This is a genomic window from Rothia kristinae NBRC 15354 (assembly GCF_001570865.1).
GTDB lineage: Bacteria > Actinomycetota > Actinomycetes > Actinomycetales > Micrococcaceae > Rothia > Rothia kristinae.
The window spans coordinates 63,492-80,168 of sequence record NZ_BCSM01000014.1 but is presented as its reverse complement, the minus strand read 5'-3'; the positions used below and the strand labels follow the sequence as shown (position 1 = coordinate 80,168).

The following is a 16,677-nucleotide window of genomic DNA, read 5'->3' as shown; positions in this document are numbered from 1 at the left end:
TGTGGGGCCCCCTTTTTTTCGTGCCCGGAGACCCTTCCCCGCCCTTCGGGGCAGCGTGCCAGCTGGCGCGCAGCGTGGGGCGGGGCAGTCTGGCCCGTCGCTGAGCGACCCCCGGGGCCGGCGGTGGGCCTTGGCCACCACCGGCGGCGACGTCGTCGTCGGGGGTCCCGTCGCCGGAACGAGCCATGTGAAAGGGGCGGCGGATCGTGGTCGATCCGCCGCCCCTTCGTGACGTGCCGGGAGGATGCCCCCCCCGCCGTCACTCGGCTCGGTCAGTCTCGGCTGGTCGCCTCCTCCACCTGCTGCAGGGCGCGGGTGTGCTTGCGGCGCAGGTGAGCCAGACGGGCCAGCATGTGCGACATGGCCTCCGGTCCGGTGACCCGCACCCGCGCGATCGACTCGGCGCGGCCCACCTTCACCCCGAGGTCCTCGGCGCCCAGAGCGCTCAGGGCATGCTCGTCCGTGAGGTCATCCCCGGCGAACACCGCGCAGTCGGCGTCGGTGGCCTCCTTGAACAGGCGCATCGCATCGCCCTTGTCCACCTGCAGCACGGAGGACTCCACGACGTGCTGCCCCGGCGTGAGGTGCAGGCCCTCGATGCCCTTGAGAACCCGCACCGCCTCGGCCTCCGCGGCCTGGGCCAGTCCGTGATCCTCCATCGGGCGGGTGTGGAACACGACGCCGGCCGGCTTGTACTCGATATCCGAGCCCGGATACCGACTCACCAGCTCACGGATCGCCTCGGTCGCCTCCTCCAGCACGCGTCGCTGATCCTCGTCGAGGGTCAGGGCGGGGGATTCCTGTCCCGCAGCGGAGACGTCGAACTCCCCGCCGTGGGAACCCGACAGCAGCATCCGATGCTCCGGATCCGCAATCTCGCGCAGGAAGCTCATGGGTCGTCCCGAGATCAGCGCGACATAGGTGTCCGGCTGCTGGGCCAGGTCCTCCAGCGAGGTCTGCGACAGCGGCAGAGGCCGGGCGTCCTCGGGTCGGGTGGTGAACGGGGCGAGGGTCCCGTCGAAGTCCATGGCGACCAGCAGATTCTCGGCCTCGGCCACCCGCTGCAGCTCCTCCTCGATGGCCTGGTTGGGGAACGGTCCGTGGCCTCGGTCCATCACGGGAAGCGGCACCGTCGGCAGCTCGTCCGTCGTCGGGTCCGGGCCCAGACCCTCGGAGCGGATCCGGGACAGGTCATCCAGGAACCGGGTCGACCAGTCCTCGACGTCGTGGGCGAAGATCTGCTCGCGGATCGAACGCATCCGAGTCCGCCGCTCCTCCTCCGACATGTCCCGCGCATACAGCAGGGCGTCCTTGAAGCCGTCGATGTCGTGCGGGTTGATGGTGATCGCGCTGGGCAGCTGCTCCGCGGCCCCCGTGAACTCCGAGAGCACCAGGGCACCCCGATTGTCCGTGTGGGCCACCGCGTACTCCTTGGCCACGAGGTTCATCCCGTCGCGCAGCGAGGAGACGACCATGACGTCGGAGGCCAGGTACAGGGCCACCATCTCGGGGAAGGGGTAGCTGTGGTGCAGATAGCGGATAGCCGTGTGGGCCATGGTGTCGAACTGGCCGTTCAGCCGCCCCACGGTGCCCTCGATCTGCTCGCGCAGCTGGATGTAGGACTCCACCCGCTCCCGGGAGGGGCTGGCCACCTGGATCATCGCGGAGGTCTCCACGGTGAGGTCGCCGTCGTTGAGCAGCTCCCCGTAGGCCTTCAGCCGGTGCCGGATCCCCTTGGTGTAGTCCAGCCGGTCCACCCCCAGGTACACGGTCTCCGGATTGCCCAGCTCCTCCCGAATCTGCCGGGCCCGGCGCTTGGTCTCCGGACGCGAGGCCATCTCGGTGACCGCCTCCACGTCGATGGAGATGGGGTAGGAAGCCGCCCGGGTGACCCACGTGGACAGCTTCCGGTCCTTCAGCTCGCGCTTGGCCCGGCGCCGGGAGGTCACCCCCGGCAGCACGGTGGAATGGGTGCGGCGGTAGCGCTCCGACGGGGAGTCCTCATCCACCTCGTCGCGCGGGCGCTGGGAGACCTCCGCCTTCTCGCCGTCGAACTGGATGCCCAGCAGCTTCTCGCAGCAGCGCCGGAAGTTCGAGGCGTCCCCCGGGCGCTGGAAGCCCAGCAGATCCGCGCCCAGCAGCCCGGTGAGCACCTGACGGCGCCAGGGCAGCTGCGCGAAGATCTCCAGGGGCGGGAAGGGGATGTGGTCGAAGAAGCCGATGGTCAGGTCCGGGCGCAGGGTCCGCAGCATCGCGGGCACCAGCTGCAGCTGGTAGTCCTGCACCCACACGGTCGCGTTCTCGGCGGCGTTGGCCGCGGCGGCCTCGGCGAAGCGCCGGTTCACCTCCCGGTAGGTGTCCCACCAGGTGCGGTGGAACTCCGGGGGCGCGATGACGTCGTGGTACAGCGGCCAGATGGTCGCATTCGAGAAGCCCTCGTAGTAGCGGCGCACCTCGTCCTCGGACAGGGGCACGGGCACTAGATGGAAGACGTCGTGGTCGAAGGGCTCGAGGCGCTCATCGGCGGCGCCGTGCCAGCCGACCCAGGCGCCGTCGTGGGTGGACATGACGGGGGCCAGGGCGCTGACCAGCCCGCCGGGAGAGCGCCGCCAGGACGCGGCGCCGTCGTCGTCGACGACGCGGTCGACGGGCAGGCGGTTGGCGACGACGACGAAGTCGTAGGCCCCCCGCCCGGTGCCCTCAGTCGTGGATGCTGCTGGATCGGACATGTGGTTCTCCTTCGAGGTCTGCACCACAATCCTACCCGGGCAGCCCGCCCGGACAGGCGACGATGACCCGGCGGCCAGGACCCGTCCAGACGGCCCCGCTAGACTGACCTGCGATCGACGTACCCTGCGACGAAAAGCGAGTCATCACCTTGTCCCCTTCCTCCACGCAGCGCACCTCCGACGCGCGCGAGCGGGCCCGACAGATCGCGGACCGACAGGCCCGCTCCGCCAGCGCCAACCGACGCTGGCTGCAAGCCGCCGTGATCGCGGTGCTCGTCGTCATCATCGCGGTCATCGCCATCGTCTACACCCAGACGCGCAGCACCGATATCCCCGACGCCGGGGCCGTGCCCAGCAGCGCCAACCAGTACGGCGGGATCGTGCTGACCAAGGACGGCATCGTCAAGAACTCCTCCGACGAAGCCTCCCGTGATGTCAACGACCTGAAGACCTCCACGGTCTCCGCCTCCGCCTCCGACGGGCAGTCCGCCACCCTGCCCGTGGGGCTGCCCACGGCTGAGGAGGCGAAGAAGAACGGCAAGCCGGTGCGCCTGACCATGTTCCAGGACTACAACTGCATCCACTGCGCCGAGTTCGAGAAGGCCTACGGCGAGGACATCAAGAAGAAGGTCCTGGACGGGGAGATCGAGCTGGAGGTGCGCAACCTGAACTTCCTCGACGCGGAGACCACCACCGAGTACTCCTCCCGCGCCGCGGTGGCCGCCTACGCGGTCGCCGAGCAGGTGAGCACGGAGAAGTTCCTGGACTGGCAGGAGGAGATGTTCTCCCACCAGGGCGAAGGCGGGCTGAAGAACTCCGAGCTGGAGGACATCGCCTCCAAGTACGGCGCGGACATCAAGAGCGCGATGGACTCGATGGACTACCGGCCGATGGTCAACGTCACCGTCGCCGAGTCCAAGGAGAACGGCATCCAGGGCACCCCCACGGTCTACGTGGACAGCACCGAGACCCAGACGACGGACTTCTCCTCGGCCCTGGATGAGGCGATCAAGGCCAAGAAGGAATCCTGACCCGTCCGCCCTCGGAGCGCCGCCCGGCGATTGGGCGGCCCCGGGGGCACCGGGTATCCTGCTGGAGACCCGCAACCGCCCCGCGGAACCTCTCCGCCGGCGGTGCGGGTCCCCGCCTCCTTAGCTCAGCTGGCCAGAGCATCTGTCTTGTAAACAGAGGGTCGCCGGTTCGAATCCGGCAGGGGGCTCCGCGCACGCGCCGACCCGGTCAGGTGATCCCTGACCGGGTCGGCGCGTCTGCGCCGCGTGCGGCGATCGGGGAGGGGGCATCGGCAGTAGGATCGGAAGCTGTCCGCCCCACCCGTCGAAAGGATCCCCGTGGCCCCCGCCGAGCACCGCGCAGCCTCCCAGCCGATCGAGCCGTCCCTGCTCTCCGGGCGCCTGGTGCTCGTGCGCCACGGACAGACGGACTGGAACGCCGCAGGCCGGATGCAGGGCACCTCCGACATCCCCCTGAACGACACCGGGCGGGCTCAGGCCCGGGAGGCCGGGCGGCGGATCGCGGAGCTTGCCGAGAGCTGGGACCTGCTGGTCTGCTCCCCGCTGGGCCGGGCCCGGGAGACCGCCGAGATCATCGGGGAGCAGGTGGGGCTCCCTGTGGCGCAGACCGTGCCCGGGATCATCGAACGCCACTACGGCACCGCGGAGGGCCAGGTGCTGGATTATGAGGACTCGCGTCACCCGCAGGACCTCTACGAGGACGTGGAGGCCGAGGCCGAGGTCTACCGCCGCGGAGTGGCCGCCTGCCGCGAGCTGGTGCGGGCCCACCCCGGAGAGCGGATCCTGGCCGTCAGTCACGGCACCCTGATCCGCCGGGTGCTGCTGGCCACCACCCCGGGGGACTGGCGGGCCACCGTGCCCAACGCCGAGCCGCTGGAGGTGGATCTGGAGGGGCTGTTCGCCTGGGATCCCTCCTCCCTGGACGACGGCGAGGCCTGAGTCGCCGCACGGCCCGGCGGCCTCTCACCTCAGGCCCCGCCCGCTCCGCGCTTTCCCGCCTCCACGAGTGTGCGTTTGTGACCGGTTGGGTCCGTCCTCGTTGACCAAGCCAAACAAAACCACATAAAATCAAGGGAGCGCAGACGAGCCCACTGTTCGTCGCCGTCAAGGAGTGTTTCACCATGTTCGCTGAGGAACGACGGGCGGAGATCGCCAAGCTGGTCGCCACCGCGCGGCGAGTCAATGGTGCTGAACTCGCCCGGCGCTACGACGTCACCATGGAGACGGTGCGACGGGATCTGGCCGCCCTCGAGGCGGACGGGAAGCTGCGCCGGGTCCACGGCGGGGCGGTCACGGCCGAGCAGTCCACCTCCGTGGAATCCAGCATCGGCTCCCGCCAGTCCATGAACACCCCGGAGAAGCAGCGCATCGCCGCCCGGGCCTACCAGCTGCTGCGGGAATCCGACGCCGGCGCCGTCGTCCTGGACGCCGGATCCACCACCGAGATCCTCGCGGACCTCATCGCCTCCTCGGACTTCACCCTGAAGAACGGTGCAGACCGGATCATCATCACCCACGCCCTGCACATCGCCGTCAAGCTCGCCGAGGCCAGCGGCGTCGTCATCGACCTGGTCGGCGGGCAGCTGCGCAAGATGACCTGGGCCGCGGTGGGATCGCGCCCCGCCGAGCACTTCGCCAGCATCCGCCCCGACATCGCCCTGATCGGAGTCAACGGGCTGGACGAGGAGTTCGGACTGTCCACCCCGGGGCTCAACGAGGCGATCGTGAAGACCGCCATCGTCCGCTCCGCCCGCCGCGTGGTTCTGCTGTGCGATTCTGCGAAGTTCGGCCAGGAGTCCCTGGTACGCTTCGCTGGCCTGGAGGATCTGGACGCCATCATCACCGACCGGGCGCCGGAGGGCTCCCTGGCCGAGTCCCTGGAACAAGCCAACGTAGAGGTGCTCATCGCATGATCGTGACCCTGACCGCCAATCCGAGCCTGGATCGCACGGTGGAGATCCCCGCGCCCCTGGCGCGCGGGACCGTCATCCGCGCCAGCCGCTCCGTCGCCGACCCCGGCGGCAAGGGGGTGAACATCGCCCGCGCCCTGAGCGTCTCCGGCGTGCGCACCGTCGCCGTGCTGCCCGGGGACGACGGGGACCCCGTGCTGGAGGCGCTGACCGCCGCCCAGGTCCGCTACTCCAACCTGGCCACCGGAGCGCCCATCCGCACCAACGTGACCGTGGCCGAGCCGGACGGCACCACCACCAAGATCAACGCCCCCGGTGAGCCCGTGGACGACCTCGCCCAGCGCGAGCTGACGCGGCTGCTGATCCGCGAGGCCCAGGGCAGCAGCTGGCTGGTCATGGCCGGCTCCCTGCCGCCCGGGGTGCCCAGCGACTACTACGCCGTCGTCTCCCGCGCCGTGCGCGAGTCCCTGGGCGATCAGGCCCCGCGCATCGCGGTGGACACCTCCGGGGCCGCGCTGCGCGACACCCTCAACGGCCAGGACGGCCTGCCCAACCTCATCAAGCCCAACTCCGAGGAGCTGGCCGAGCTGGTGGGCCGCCCGGGGGAGTGGGAGCAGCTGGAGGCGCACCCGCAGGCCACCGCGGACACCGCCCGCGAGCTCGTGGACCGGGGGGTCGAGGCTGTGCTGGCCACCCTGGGCGCCAAGGGCGCGGTGCTGGTCACCGCGGACGGCGCCTGGCACGCCCAGCACGCCCCGATCCGCGCCCGCAGCACGGTGGGGGCCGGCGACTGCTCGCTGGCCGGGTACCTCCTGGCCCACGAGGCCGGACGCACCCCCCGCGAATGCCTCGTGCAGGCCGTTGCCCACGGCTCCGCCGCCGCCTCCCTGCCCGGCACCCAGGTGCCGACCCTGGAGGAGACCACCCCGGAGGCCGTCACCGTGACGGAACTCAGCTCGTGAGTCCGGACGGCCCCACCCCTTCGATCGCGTGCGCACCGCTCGCCGTCGTCACCACCACGTCACCAAGGAGGAGCTCATGCCAGCTCTGATCACCGCGGATCTCGTCAGCCTCGACGAGACGCTGGGCGATGACCGCTTCGACGTCATCCGGCACCTCGCAGGCCTCGTCGCCGAGGCCGGACGGGCCACGTCAGCCCAGGACCTCTACGCCGACGCGAAGGCCCGCGAGTCCAAGACCGACACCGGCATCCCCGGCGGCATCGCGATCCCGCACTGCCGCTCCGCGGCCGTGACCGAGGCCTCCCTGGCCGTCGCGCGCCTGCCCGAGGGTCGGGACTTCGGGGCCAAGGACGGCCCCGCGGACCTCGTCTTCTTCATCGCCGCCCCGGACGGGGCCGACCAGGAGCACCTGAAGCTGCTCTCGACCCTGGCCCGCTCGCTGATGAAGAAGGACTTCACCGCCGCCCTGCGCGCCGCCTCGTCCCGCGAGGAGATCGTGGACCTGGTGCAGGGCGCCCTGGACGCCCCCGGGCGCCCCGCGGCCGCCGCCGCGGCCCCGGCGAGCCCCACCCGTCCGGCCCAGGCCCCCGCGGGCATGATCGCCCCCGTCCTGGTCAGTCTCGACCAGGACCTCGGCTCGGACCGCCTCGACGTCATCCGCGAGCTGACCCGGCGGGTCGCCGCCGACGGGCGCGCCGACGACGCCGACGGGCTGTTCGCCGATGCGAAGGCCCGCGAGTCCAAGACCGACACCGGCATCCCCGGCGGCATCGCGATCCCGCACTGCCGCTCCGCCCACGTCACCCGCGCCTCCCTGGCCATGGCCCGGCCCAACCCGGCCGTGGACTTCGGCGCCAAGGACGGCCCCGCCGACCTGATCTTCCTCATCGCCGCCCCCGAAGGTGCGGACCAGGAGCACCTGAAGCTGCTGTCCACCCTCGCCCGATCCCTGATGAAGAAGGACTTCAAGGCCGCCCTGCGCGAGGCCGAGACCCCCGAGCAGATCGTGGAGATCGTCAACCGGGCCCTCGGCCTGGACGACGCCGCAGCGCAGCAGCCGACCCAGGACGCCGCCGCGCAGCAGGCCTCGGCCACCGCGGGGGCCTCCGCCGCCGGGGCTGCGGCCGCCTCGTCGGGTGCCGACGCCGCCGATGCGGAGCACCGGGCGCGGCTGGTGGCCGTGACCGCCTGCCCCACCGGCATCGCCCACACCTACATGGCCGCCGACGCGCTGAAGCAGGCCGCCGAGGAGATGGGCGTGCAGCTGGACGTGGAGACCCAGGGCTCGGCCGGCAACGAGGTCCTGGACCAGGCCACCATCGACGCCGCGGACGCCGTGATCTTCGCCGTCTCCGTGGACGTGCGCGATCGCGCGCGCTTCGCCGGCAAGCCCGTCGTCGAATCCCCCGTGAAGCGGGGCATCGACGAGCCGGTCGCCATGATCGAGGAAGCCGAGGCCGCCGCGAAGGACCCGAACGCCCGCCGCGTAGCCGGCTCCCGGGAAGAGGGATCCTCGTCCTCCTCCGGGGCCGACGCCTCCTGGGGCTCACGGATCTACAAGTCGCTGATGACCGGCGTGTCCTACATGATCCCGTTCGTCGCGGCCGGCGGCCTGATGATCGCCCTGGCCTTCCTGATGTCCTCGATCGTCGGGCACAAGTCCGAGGTCGCGGACCTCGCCCCCAGCATCCTCGGGATCCAGGACGGGGCGCTGACCGACGGCGGGGCGACCCTGTTCAACCCGGGCGAGCACGGGCTGTGGATGTACCTGGCCGCCGTGATCTTCGTGATCGGGCAGCAGGCGATCGGCCTGCTCGTGCCGGCTCTGGCCGGGTTCATCGGCTACGGCATGGCCGGGCGCCCCGGCATCGCCCCCGGCTTCGCGGCCGGCCTGGTGGCCAACATGGTGGGCGCGGGCTTCCTCGGCGGGATCGTCGGCGGCCTGCTGGCCGGCGTCGTGGCCTACGCCCTGCAGCAGCCCAAGCTGCCGCGCTGGCTGGCCGGGATGATGCCCGTGGTCATCATCCCGCTGGTGGCGACCATCGTCTCCTCCGGGCTGATGTTCCTGGTGCTGGGTCGGCCCATCGCCTGGGTCATGACCGCCCTGAACGACTTCCTGGTCTCCATGTCCGGGGCCTCGGCCCTGGTGCTCGGGCTGATCCTCGGCGCCATGATGGGCGCGGACCTGGGCGGGCCGATCAACAAGACGGCCTACCTGTTCGCCACCGCCGGACTGTCCGCCGGGACCCTGGTCTCCCAGGAGATCATGGGCGCGGTCATCGCCGCTGGCATGGCCACCCCGCTGGGCATGGCCCTGGCGACCACCCTGCGCAAGAAGTACTTCACCGAGGCGGAGATCAACAACGGCCGGGCCGCCTGGCTGCTGGGCGCCTCCTTCATCTCCGAGGGGGCCATCCCCTTCGCCGCGGCGGACCCGCTGCGCGTGATCCCCTCCTCGATCGTGGGATCGGCCGTGACCGGCGCGATCTGCATGTCCACCGGGGTGGCCTCCCAGGCCCCGCACGGCGGCATCTGGATCCTGCCCGTCGTGTCCAACCCCGGCATGTACCTGGTCGCGGTGATCGTGGGGATGCTCATCACCGCCGCGATGTACCTGCTGCTCAAGCGGATCGGGAACACCCGGACCGGGGCCGAGAAGGCCAAGGCAGCCCAGGTCGCCTAGTGTGAGCGACACCCCAGAGATCGCCGAAGACCTCGACGACGCCACCGACAACACCGAAGGACTGAGGAATCATGGATAAGCTGACCGGAGTCGGCGTCTCCGCAGGACGCGTCATCGGACCCGTGCTGCAGATGCCGGAACCCATCCGCGAGCCGGATGCCGCGAGCACCCTGACCGAAGGGGAGAGCCCCGAAGCCGCTGTCGAGCGGCTCAAGGAGGCCGCCGAGGCCGTCAAGGAGAACCTCAAGGAACGCGCCGGACGCGCCAGCGGCAACGCCGCGGCCGTGCTGAAGTCCACCGCCCTGATGGCCGGGGACAAGGCGCTGCTGAAGAACGCGGGCAAGCTCGTGACCGGCAAGGGGCTCAGCCCCGAGCGGGCCATCTGGGAGGCCGCCGGAGACTACGCCGCCCAGATGAAGGCCCTCGGCGGATACATGGCCCAGCGTGTCACCGACATCCTGGACGTGCGCTCGCGCATCGTCGCCCAGCTGACCGGCCAGCCCGCCCCGGGCATCCCCGAGTCCGAGACCGAGTTCGTGCTCGTGGCCGAGGACCTCGCCCCCGCGGACACCGCGACGCTGGACCCGGCCAAGGTCATCGCCCTGGTCACCTCCGAGGGCGGGCCCCAGGCGCACACCGCGATCCTCGCCCGCGACCTCGGTCTGCCCGCGATCGTGGCGGCCAACGGCGCCCTGGAGATCCCCAACGGCACCACCGTGTACGTGGACGCCACCGACGGCACCGTGGTGACCACCCCCGGGGAGAAGGAGTACCGGCTCGCCCAGGCCTACGCCAACCGCAAGCCGCTGCCGGAGTTCGACGGCACCGGGAAGCTGGCCGACGGCACCCAGATCCCCCTGTACTCCAACGTCGGCAACGGCAAGGCCGCCCAGACCGCGGCCGAGGCCAAGGCCGAGGGCATCGGGCTGTTCCGCACCGAGTTCGCGTTCCTGAACCGGGACGAGGAGCCCTCCGTGGAGGAGCAGACCGTCGAGTACAAGACCGTCTTCGACGCCTTCCCCGGCCGCCACATCGTGGTGCGCACCCTGGACGCCGGGGCCGACAAGCCGCTGCCGTTCCTGACCGACACCTCCGAGCCCAACCCGGCGCTGGGCGTGCGCGGGTACCGCACCGACTGGACCTCCCCGGGGGTGCTGCAGCGCCAGATCGAGGCGATCGCCGCCGCCGCGAAGGACTCCACCGCCGACGTGTGGGCCATGGCCCCGATGATCTCCACGGCCCCTGAGGCCCACGACTTCTCGGCGATGCTCGAGGAGGCCGGGCTGAAGACCCACGGCGTCATGGTCGAGACCCCCTCGGCCGCGGTGACCTCCCGGGACATCCTCCACGAGGTGGACTTCGTGTCCATGGGCACCAACGACCTCACCCAGTACACGATGGCCGCGGACCGGCTGCTCGGGCCCCTGGCCGAGCTGAACAATCCGTGGCAGCCCGGCGTGCTGCGCATGATCGATCTGACCGTGCGCGGCGCTCGCCAGGCCGAGGAGGAGACCGGGAAGGCCAAGAGCGTGTCCGTGTGCGGCGAGGCCGCCGCGGATCCGGCGCTCGCGGTGGTGCTGGTGGGCTTGGGCGTGAACGCCCTGTCCATGAACACCCGCTCGATCCCCGCCGTCGCCGCCGTGCTGAAATCCGTTACGCTGGAGAAAGCCCAGCAGATCGCGGTCCAGGTGCTGGATGCGCGGTCCGCGGAGAACGCCAAGGACGTGGCGCGGGCCGAGCTGCCCGTCCTCGATGAGCTCGGACTGTAGGTCCGTGACACATCGCGCACCCGCCGTGGCGGGTCCGCGAGCAACCGTCGATTCCTGATCGATCCAAGGAGAGAAACCATGGCAGAACGTACCGCTACCGTCGCCTCCCGCGTGGGCCTGCACGCCCGCCCCGCCGCGATCTTCGCCGAGGCCGCCGGTGACCTGCCCGTCGAGGTCACCATCGCCGCCGAGGGCGAGCCGGCCGATGAGGCCATGGACGCCTCGTCGATCCTGTCCCTGATGTCCCTGGGCGCCAAGCACGGCGACAAGGTCGTGCTGCGCGCCGAGGGCGAGGGCGCCGACGAGGCCCTGGACAGCCTCGTGAAGATCCTCGAGACGGACCACGACGCCGAGTAACCCACCGGCGCACCCCAGAGGCCCGGGACGCACCCCTCGTAGGTGGCGCGCCCCGGGCCTCTGCCGCGCCCGGGTCGACTCCCGCGCACGCCCCGAGGGGTGCGCGCACCGGCCTCGGGCGCCCCCGTAGACTGGGACACCGAAGACCCAGGGCGCCGACCGGCCTGCACCGCCGTCGAGCCGCCCGCCACCCGTGGATACCGAGGACTCCTTGAGACACTTCACCGCCCGCTTCGCCACCGCCGAGGAGATCGACTCCTGGGACGAGCACGTCACCGAGAACCCGAACGGCGGCAACCTGCTGCAGTCGGCCTCCTTCGCCGCCGTCAAGGCCCGGCACGGATGGAAGCCCGTGCACCTGGTCTATGAAGGCACCACCGAGCGCCCCGGGGCCGACGGCGGCGCCGTCGAGCAGACCGTGGCCAGCTACAACCTCGTGCTGGAGAAGCGGGTGCCCCTGCTGGGACGGCTCTGGTACATGATCAAGGGCCCGGACGTGGCCGACGTGCGGGACATCCCCGCGATCCTGGACGCCAACCGCGAGTTCGTGCGCCGCGAGGGCCTGGACGTCTTCGCGATCAAGATCGAGCCGGACATCCTGGACTCCCCGGAGCGGGCGGCCTTCCTGCACCGGGCCGGTCTGGTCAAGCAGTTCAACATCCAGCCCAACGACTCCACGGCCGTGCTGGACACGGACAAGGACGAGGAGGCCGTGCTGAAGTCCCTGCACTCCCGCGGGCGCAACGCCGTGCGCCGGGCGATCCGCGAGGGCGCCGAGGTGGAGCAGGTGGAGCTGACCGAGGAGAACATGAAGGCGATGTACGCCCTCATGGACACCGTCGGGCAGGGGCACGCGAACGTGAACCTGCGCTCCTACGAGTACTACCGCCAGTTCTGGACGACCTTCGCCGCGGCCGGCCAGGGCCGGCTGTACTTCACCTACGAGGACGGCCAGCCCTCCGTCGGCGCGTACGTGATCCGCTACGGCCGCAAGGGAACCTACAAGGACGGCGGCTCCAAGCCCCGCCGCAAGCAGTACGGGGACTCCCATCTGGTGCAGTGGCGGGCGCTGACCGACCTGATGAAGGACTACGGCATCGAGCAGTACGACTTCTGCGGGACCCCGCCGAAGGACCAGCTGAAGAACAAGGAGCACCACTACTACGGTCTGGGCCTGTTCAAGACCAGCTTCACCAAGTCCGTCATCGACTACGTGGGCGTGTGGGACCAGGTGCTGCGCCCGGTCCAGTACCGGCTGTGGGTGCGCATCGTGGAGAAGGTCATGCGCCAGATCTGGTGGCGGCGCACCCAGCAGCCCTTCTACTGATCCCCGCTTCCGGGGGACCCCGGGAGACGTGAGTGCGGGGTGGAGCCGAGCGTGCGCGGAGAAGGAGAGAGGATGCGCGAGGTGCAGGACGACGGGACGCCGCCGAAGGGCGCGTACCCCTCCTCCGGGCTGCCGGAGGAGGAGACCGCGGCTCCCGTGGACCCCTTCGGCCCGGATGCCGACGCTCAGGACCTCGCCGATCCCTTCTCCGCCGCGGACACCGACCCCGCTCCCGCGGCTCCCGCGACGCAGACGGCGCCGTCGTCCGTGCCGGGGGCGCAGTCCGGCACGGACCCGGCCCAGGGCTTCCCGCACATCCACCGCTCCCAGGTCCGCGATCAGTCGCTGGCCGACATCTGGGGGCTGGCCCCGGAGTCCGGTGAGCAGGGGACGGTCTCCGGGCCGGACGCGGCCTCGGATGCTCTCGGAGAGGGGCACGCGGGCACCGGACCGATCGGCCCCGGACCGGGGGCGGACACCGCCGGCTCCGCGGGCGGGCCCGGTGTCGGCGGCATGCTCAGCGCCGCCCGGGACGTGCCGCGGGACCTCTACAGCGACTCCCAGCCTCTGGGCCCGGACCAGACCTCGACGCCGCTGGGCGCCACCGGGACCCAGTCCGCGGGGGTCCCCCAGCCCACCGGCTCCCCGGCCGCCGGCGTCCGGAGTCCGGGAACGCCGGATGCGGGCACCCCGCCGATGGGCGCGGTCGCCCAGGCCAGCTACCCCTCTGCCACCGCGCTGCCCGTCAAGCGCCCCGCCCCCCGCTCCCTGGCCAGCGGGCTGCGGCGCATGATCCGGTCCGAGAGCCTCCCGACGGCGCCCATGCGCATCGTGCAGCGCCTGGCCAACACCCCCTTCGCCAATCCGCGGCGCAATCGGGAGCACTCCGAGGCCCGCCGGACCCTGAACTTCGCGCTGCGCCTGGCCGAGGCCATGTTCCACTTCGGCGCCGGCTCCCTCGAGGTGGAGACCGCGATCGCCGCGACCTGCGCCACCTACGGCGTCGAGGACGTGGACGTGGACATCACCAACCAGTCCGTGACCATCAACTACGTGGCCGGTTCGGGGCGCCTGAGCAGCGTCGCCCAGGACGACGCTGAGGGCACGTTCAGCCACACCGTGGTGCGGGTGGTGCGCTCGTGGTCGGACAACTACTCCGGGCTGACCGACACGCACCGGCTGGTCAAGACCATCACCGAAGGCGGGCTCTCCCGCGCGGAGGCGGAGCGGCGCCTGGACAGGATCATGTCCGAGCCCAAGCCCTTCCCCCGCTGGATGACGACGGCCGCGAACATCCTCGCGGCGTTCTTCCTGACCATCGGCATCGGCGGCACGTGGCGGGGGGCCACCTTGGCCTCGGCGACGTTCGGCGTGATCTTCATCGTCTCGGGCTGGATCTCCCGCCGCGGCATCCCCGGGTTCTTCATCTCCGTGGTGGATGCGGCGATGATCACGGCGGCCGCGCTGACAGCCTCCGGTCTGGGGCTGGACGTCTCCCCGGCGCACGTCGTCGCCTCCGGGTTGATCATGCTGCTGCCCACCCTGAGTCTGGTCTCCATGGTCCAGGACGCGATCAACGGGTTCCCGGTGACGGCCGCGGGCCGACTGGTGTCCACGGGGCTGACCTTCCTGGGCCTGATCGCGGGCCTGGCGCTGGCGATCTCGACCACGTCCCTGTTCTTTGGATCGCAGAAGATCGACGTGCAGCAGGCCGTGTTCACCGGCGCCCAGCCGGCCGTGCACGTGTCCTTCATGCTGGCCGCCACGGCGATGATCGCGGTGTCCCTGCAGGTGAGGGTCCGGCACATCGTCCCGGGCGTGCTCAGCGGTGCGGCGGGTCTGGCGGCCTACTACGCCGTGTCCTCCCTGGGGATGGGCCCGCGCATGATCTCGATGATCGGTGCGGTGGGGGTGGGCTGCGTCTCCGCGTGGATCGCGGATCGGTGGACGATCCCGCAGGTGGTCATCGCGGTGCCCGGGGTGACGTTCCTGCTGCCGGGTCTGTCCATCTTCCGCGGCATGTACATGTTCACGGTGGATGTGGACCCGGTGCAGGGTCTCGTGCCGATCATCAACGCCGGGGCGACCATCCTCTCGCTGGCTGCGGCCGTCGTGCTGGGCAACTACCTCATGCGCCCGTTCATGCGCCGGGAGAGACCCGCGAGGACCTGAGCCCGCCCCTCCCCGCGGCTGATGGCAGTGACGGGGAGAGCCCGCGACGACGGGGGGCGGGTCAGCCCGGCAGGCGCCAGTCCACCGGCTGCGCGCCCTGCTTCTGCAGGGCCTCGTTGGCTCGGCTGAAGGGCCGGGACCCGAAGAAGCCGCGGGAGGCGGACAGCGGGGAGGGGTGCACGGATTCGATCTTCGGCACCTGCGGCCCCAGCTGCGCCCCGGCGCTGCGGGCATCCCGACCCCACAGGATCGCCACCAGCGGGGTGTCGCGAGAACCCAGGGCCCGGATCGCGCAGTCTGTGATCTCCTCCCAGCCTCGGTTCCGGTGCGAGCCGGCGTCCCCGGCGCGCACGGACAGGCACCGGTTCATCAGCATGACGCCCTGGCGGGACCAGGCCGATAGGTCCCCGTGCCGCGGTGCGGGCAGCCCCAGGTCCTCGCCGAGCTCCCGGTAGATGTTCACCAGGGAGCGGGGCAGGGGACGCACCTCGGGGCGCACCGAGAAGGACAGGCCCATCGCGTGCCCCGGCGTCGGGTACGGGTCCTGCCCGATGATCAGCACCCGCACCGCCGCCATCGGCTCCCGGAAGGCGCGGAAGACGTCCTGGGACGGCGGCAGCGTGCGGTGCCCCTCGGCGTGCTCCGCGCGCAGGAAGTCACCCATGGCGCGGATGCGCTCCTCCACCGGGGCCAGGGCCCGCGCCCAGTCCTCGGCCATGATCTCGGTCAGCGGCTGGGCGGGCATGGTCCTCCTGCGGATGGAGACGTCGGACAGAGGCGGCGCGGACGCCGCCGCGCACCCACCAGGCTACCGGGCGGCGCGGCTAGACTGGCTCACCGTGCAGCCCCTGACCGAGACCGAACGCGCCGTGCTGGCCTTGGAGAAGCGCACCTGGCGCCGTCCCGGTTCCAAGGAGCGGGCCATCCGCCGCGAGCTGGGCATGGGCGCAGTCGAGTACCACCTGCGGCTCAACGCCCTGCTGGACGACCCCCGGGCCATCGCCGCCGAACCGGCCCTGACCCGGCGATTGAGGGAGCGGCGAGATCCGGGCGGTACCCTGGCTCCATGAGCCGCACCGCCTTCCCGCGCGGTGCCCAGCCCCGACCCGATCAGCGTGAGGACAGCATGGCCGAGACCGAGGACTACGCCCCCGACGAGTTCGACGAGGTGCCGGCCGACTCCGCGCACCGCGGGACGTATCGCGCCGCCGCGCCCGCCAAGGCGGTCTCCCGGCGCACCACCGGCGCGGTGATCCTCGCCGGAGCACTGGCACTGGTGCTCGGGGCCCTGATGTTCATCTACCAGCCGCGCTCCGCGGCGCCCGAGGCCCAGAGCGAATCAACCCAGAGCGAACCGGTGGCCTCGGCCAGCGCCACCGCCTCCTCCGGGTCCTCCGCGACCGAGCAGGCCGGCGCCTCGGCGCAGGCCAGCGCGGATCCCTCCGCGGATCCCGAGATCACGGTCGGGGTGTACAACAGCGGCCAGGACGCCGGGGCCGCCGGTGTCGCGGCCCAGACCCTGACCGCGCAGGGCTGGACCGTCAGCGAGGTCGGCAACTGGAGCGGACCCGCCGTGCAGGAGGGCACCGTCTACTACCGCAGCGGGGCCGAGGCGCAGGCCCGTCGGGTCGCCCAGGATCTGGGGGTCACCGCGGTGCGGGCCTCCGAGGAGTGGAGCGCACAGGTCACCGTCGTGCTGACCCACGGCTGAGTCGGCCCGCGGGCCTCTGCGGGACC

At 71.4% G+C, this 16,677-nt stretch carries 13 protein-coding genes and 1 tRNA gene; 12 read left to right on the top strand and 2 right to left on the bottom strand.

All coding sequences use genetic code 11. The features are described from left to right. Positions 1-272 precede the first annotated feature (272 nt). Entirely contained in the window at positions 273-2,729 is a 2,457-nt protein-coding gene (otsB, locus tag KKR01S_RS10615) for a trehalose-phosphatase (protein ID WP_064724926.1), read from the bottom strand. Between the two features lie 149 nt (positions 2,730-2,878). On the opposite strand from otsB, the gene KKR01S_RS09015 reads away from it, so the two are divergent. The 10 genes from KKR01S_RS09015 to KKR01S_RS08970 all read left to right on the top strand — a co-directional run bounded on the left by KKR01S_RS09015 (position 2,879) and on the right by KKR01S_RS08970 (position 14,940). Then, entirely contained in the window at positions 2,879-3,760 is an 882-nt protein-coding gene (locus tag KKR01S_RS09015; protein ID WP_058730431.1) for a DsbA family protein, read from the top strand. Positions 3,761-3,874: 114 nt separating this feature from the next. Beyond that, a tRNA-Thr gene (locus tag KKR01S_RS09010) sits at positions 3,875-3,948 on the top strand. A gap of 130 nt (positions 3,949-4,078) precedes the next feature. After that, positions 4,079-4,699: a histidine phosphatase family protein gene (locus KKR01S_RS09005; protein WP_055684243.1), complete on the top strand. Its 621-nt coding sequence runs from the start codon at positions 4,079-4,081 to the stop codon at positions 4,697-4,699. 182 nt (positions 4,700-4,881) lie between these two features. Then, positions 4,882-5,673 (top strand): DeoR/GlpR family DNA-binding transcription regulator, encoded by a 792-nt coding sequence (locus KKR01S_RS09000; RefSeq protein ID WP_055684244.1) that lies wholly within the window; start codon positions 4,882-4,884, stop codon positions 5,671-5,673. Further along, a complete protein-coding gene (locus KKR01S_RS08995) occupies positions 5,670-6,632 on the top strand; it encodes a 1-phosphofructokinase family hexose kinase (protein WP_055684245.1) in 963 nt (320 codons plus the stop codon). The genes KKR01S_RS09000 and KKR01S_RS08995 overlap by 4 nt, the downstream gene beginning before the upstream one ends. Positions 6,633-6,708: 76 nt before the next feature. After that, positions 6,709-9,315 carry a PTS fructose transporter subunit IIABC gene (locus KKR01S_RS08990; RefSeq protein WP_081046049.1) on the top strand — a complete coding sequence of 869 codons (2,607 nt, stop codon included), beginning with the start codon at positions 6,709-6,711 and terminating at the stop codon, positions 9,313-9,315. A 71-nt stretch (positions 9,316-9,386) separates the two neighbouring features. After that, positions 9,387-11,084 carry a phosphoenolpyruvate--protein phosphotransferase gene (ptsP, locus tag KKR01S_RS08985; protein WP_055684246.1) on the top strand — a complete coding sequence of 566 codons (1,698 nt, stop codon included), beginning with the start codon at positions 9,387-9,389 and terminating at the stop codon, positions 11,082-11,084. A 78-nt stretch (positions 11,085-11,162) separates the two neighbouring features. Then, positions 11,163-11,441, top strand: coding sequence for an HPr family phosphocarrier protein (locus KKR01S_RS08980; protein ID WP_055684247.1), 279 nt, complete (start codon positions 11,163-11,165; stop codon positions 11,439-11,441). Positions 11,442-11,652: 211 nt separating this feature from the next. Continuing rightward, complete coding sequence (locus tag KKR01S_RS08975) at positions 11,653-12,768, top strand: lipid II:glycine glycyltransferase FemX (protein ID WP_055684248.1); 1,116 nt, start codon at positions 11,653-11,655, stop codon at positions 12,766-12,768. 72 nt (positions 12,769-12,840) lie between these two features. Beyond that, the gene (locus KKR01S_RS08970) at positions 12,841-14,940 is read left to right on the top strand and encodes a threonine/serine exporter family protein (protein WP_055684249.1); all 2,100 of its coding nucleotides are present in this window, start codon (positions 12,841-12,843) and stop codon (positions 14,938-14,940) included. 61 nt (positions 14,941-15,001) lie between these two features. Here KKR01S_RS08970 and KKR01S_RS08965 read toward each other — a convergent pair whose 3' ends face one another. Then, positions 15,002-15,685: a uracil-DNA glycosylase gene (locus KKR01S_RS08965; protein ID WP_058730428.1), complete on the bottom strand. Its 684-nt coding sequence runs from the start codon at positions 15,683-15,685 to the stop codon at positions 15,002-15,004. 94 nt (positions 15,686-15,779) lie between these two features. Between KKR01S_RS08965 and KKR01S_RS08960 the strand changes: the two genes are divergently transcribed. Together KKR01S_RS08960 and KKR01S_RS08955 are read left to right on the top strand one after the other, a co-directional pair. After that, positions 15,780-16,010, top strand: coding sequence for a DUF3263 domain-containing protein (locus tag KKR01S_RS08960; protein ID WP_058730436.1), 231 nt, complete (start codon positions 15,780-15,782; stop codon positions 16,008-16,010). A 56-nt stretch (positions 16,011-16,066) separates the two neighbouring features. Then, positions 16,067-16,651: a LytR C-terminal domain-containing protein gene (locus tag KKR01S_RS08955; protein WP_061225819.1), complete on the top strand. Its 585-nt coding sequence runs from the start codon at positions 16,067-16,069 to the stop codon at positions 16,649-16,651. The last annotated feature ends 26 nt before the right edge of the window (positions 16,652-16,677 follow it).

Excerpts from the sequence above, each read along its gene's own strand:
- otsB (WP_064724926.1), bottom strand. The coding sequence starts at position 2,729 with ATGTCCGATCCAGCAGCATCCACGACTGAGGGCACCGGGCGGGGGGCC.
- KKR01S_RS08970 (WP_055684249.1), top strand. The coding sequence starts at position 12,841 with ATGCGCGAGGTGCAGGACGACGGGACGCCGCCGAAGGGCGCGTACCCC.
- KKR01S_RS08980 (WP_055684247.1), top strand. The coding sequence starts at position 11,163 with ATGGCAGAACGTACCGCTACCGTCGCCTCCCGCGTGGGCCTGCACGCC.
- KKR01S_RS08955 (WP_061225819.1), top strand. The coding sequence starts at position 16,067 with ATGGCCGAGACCGAGGACTACGCCCCCGACGAGTTCGACGAGGTGCCG.
- ptsP (WP_055684246.1), top strand. The coding sequence starts at position 9,387 with ATGGATAAGCTGACCGGAGTCGGCGTCTCCGCAGGACGCGTCATCGGA.
- KKR01S_RS09000 (WP_055684244.1), top strand. The coding sequence starts at position 4,882 with ATGTTCGCTGAGGAACGACGGGCGGAGATCGCCAAGCTGGTCGCCACC.
- KKR01S_RS08990 (WP_081046049.1), top strand. The coding sequence starts at position 6,709 with ATGCCAGCTCTGATCACCGCGGATCTCGTCAGCCTCGACGAGACGCTG.
- KKR01S_RS08995 (WP_055684245.1), top strand. The coding sequence starts at position 5,670 with ATGATCGTGACCCTGACCGCCAATCCGAGCCTGGATCGCACGGTGGAG.
- KKR01S_RS08965 (WP_058730428.1), bottom strand. The coding sequence starts at position 15,685 with ATGCCCGCCCAGCCGCTGACCGAGATCATGGCCGAGGACTGGGCGCGG.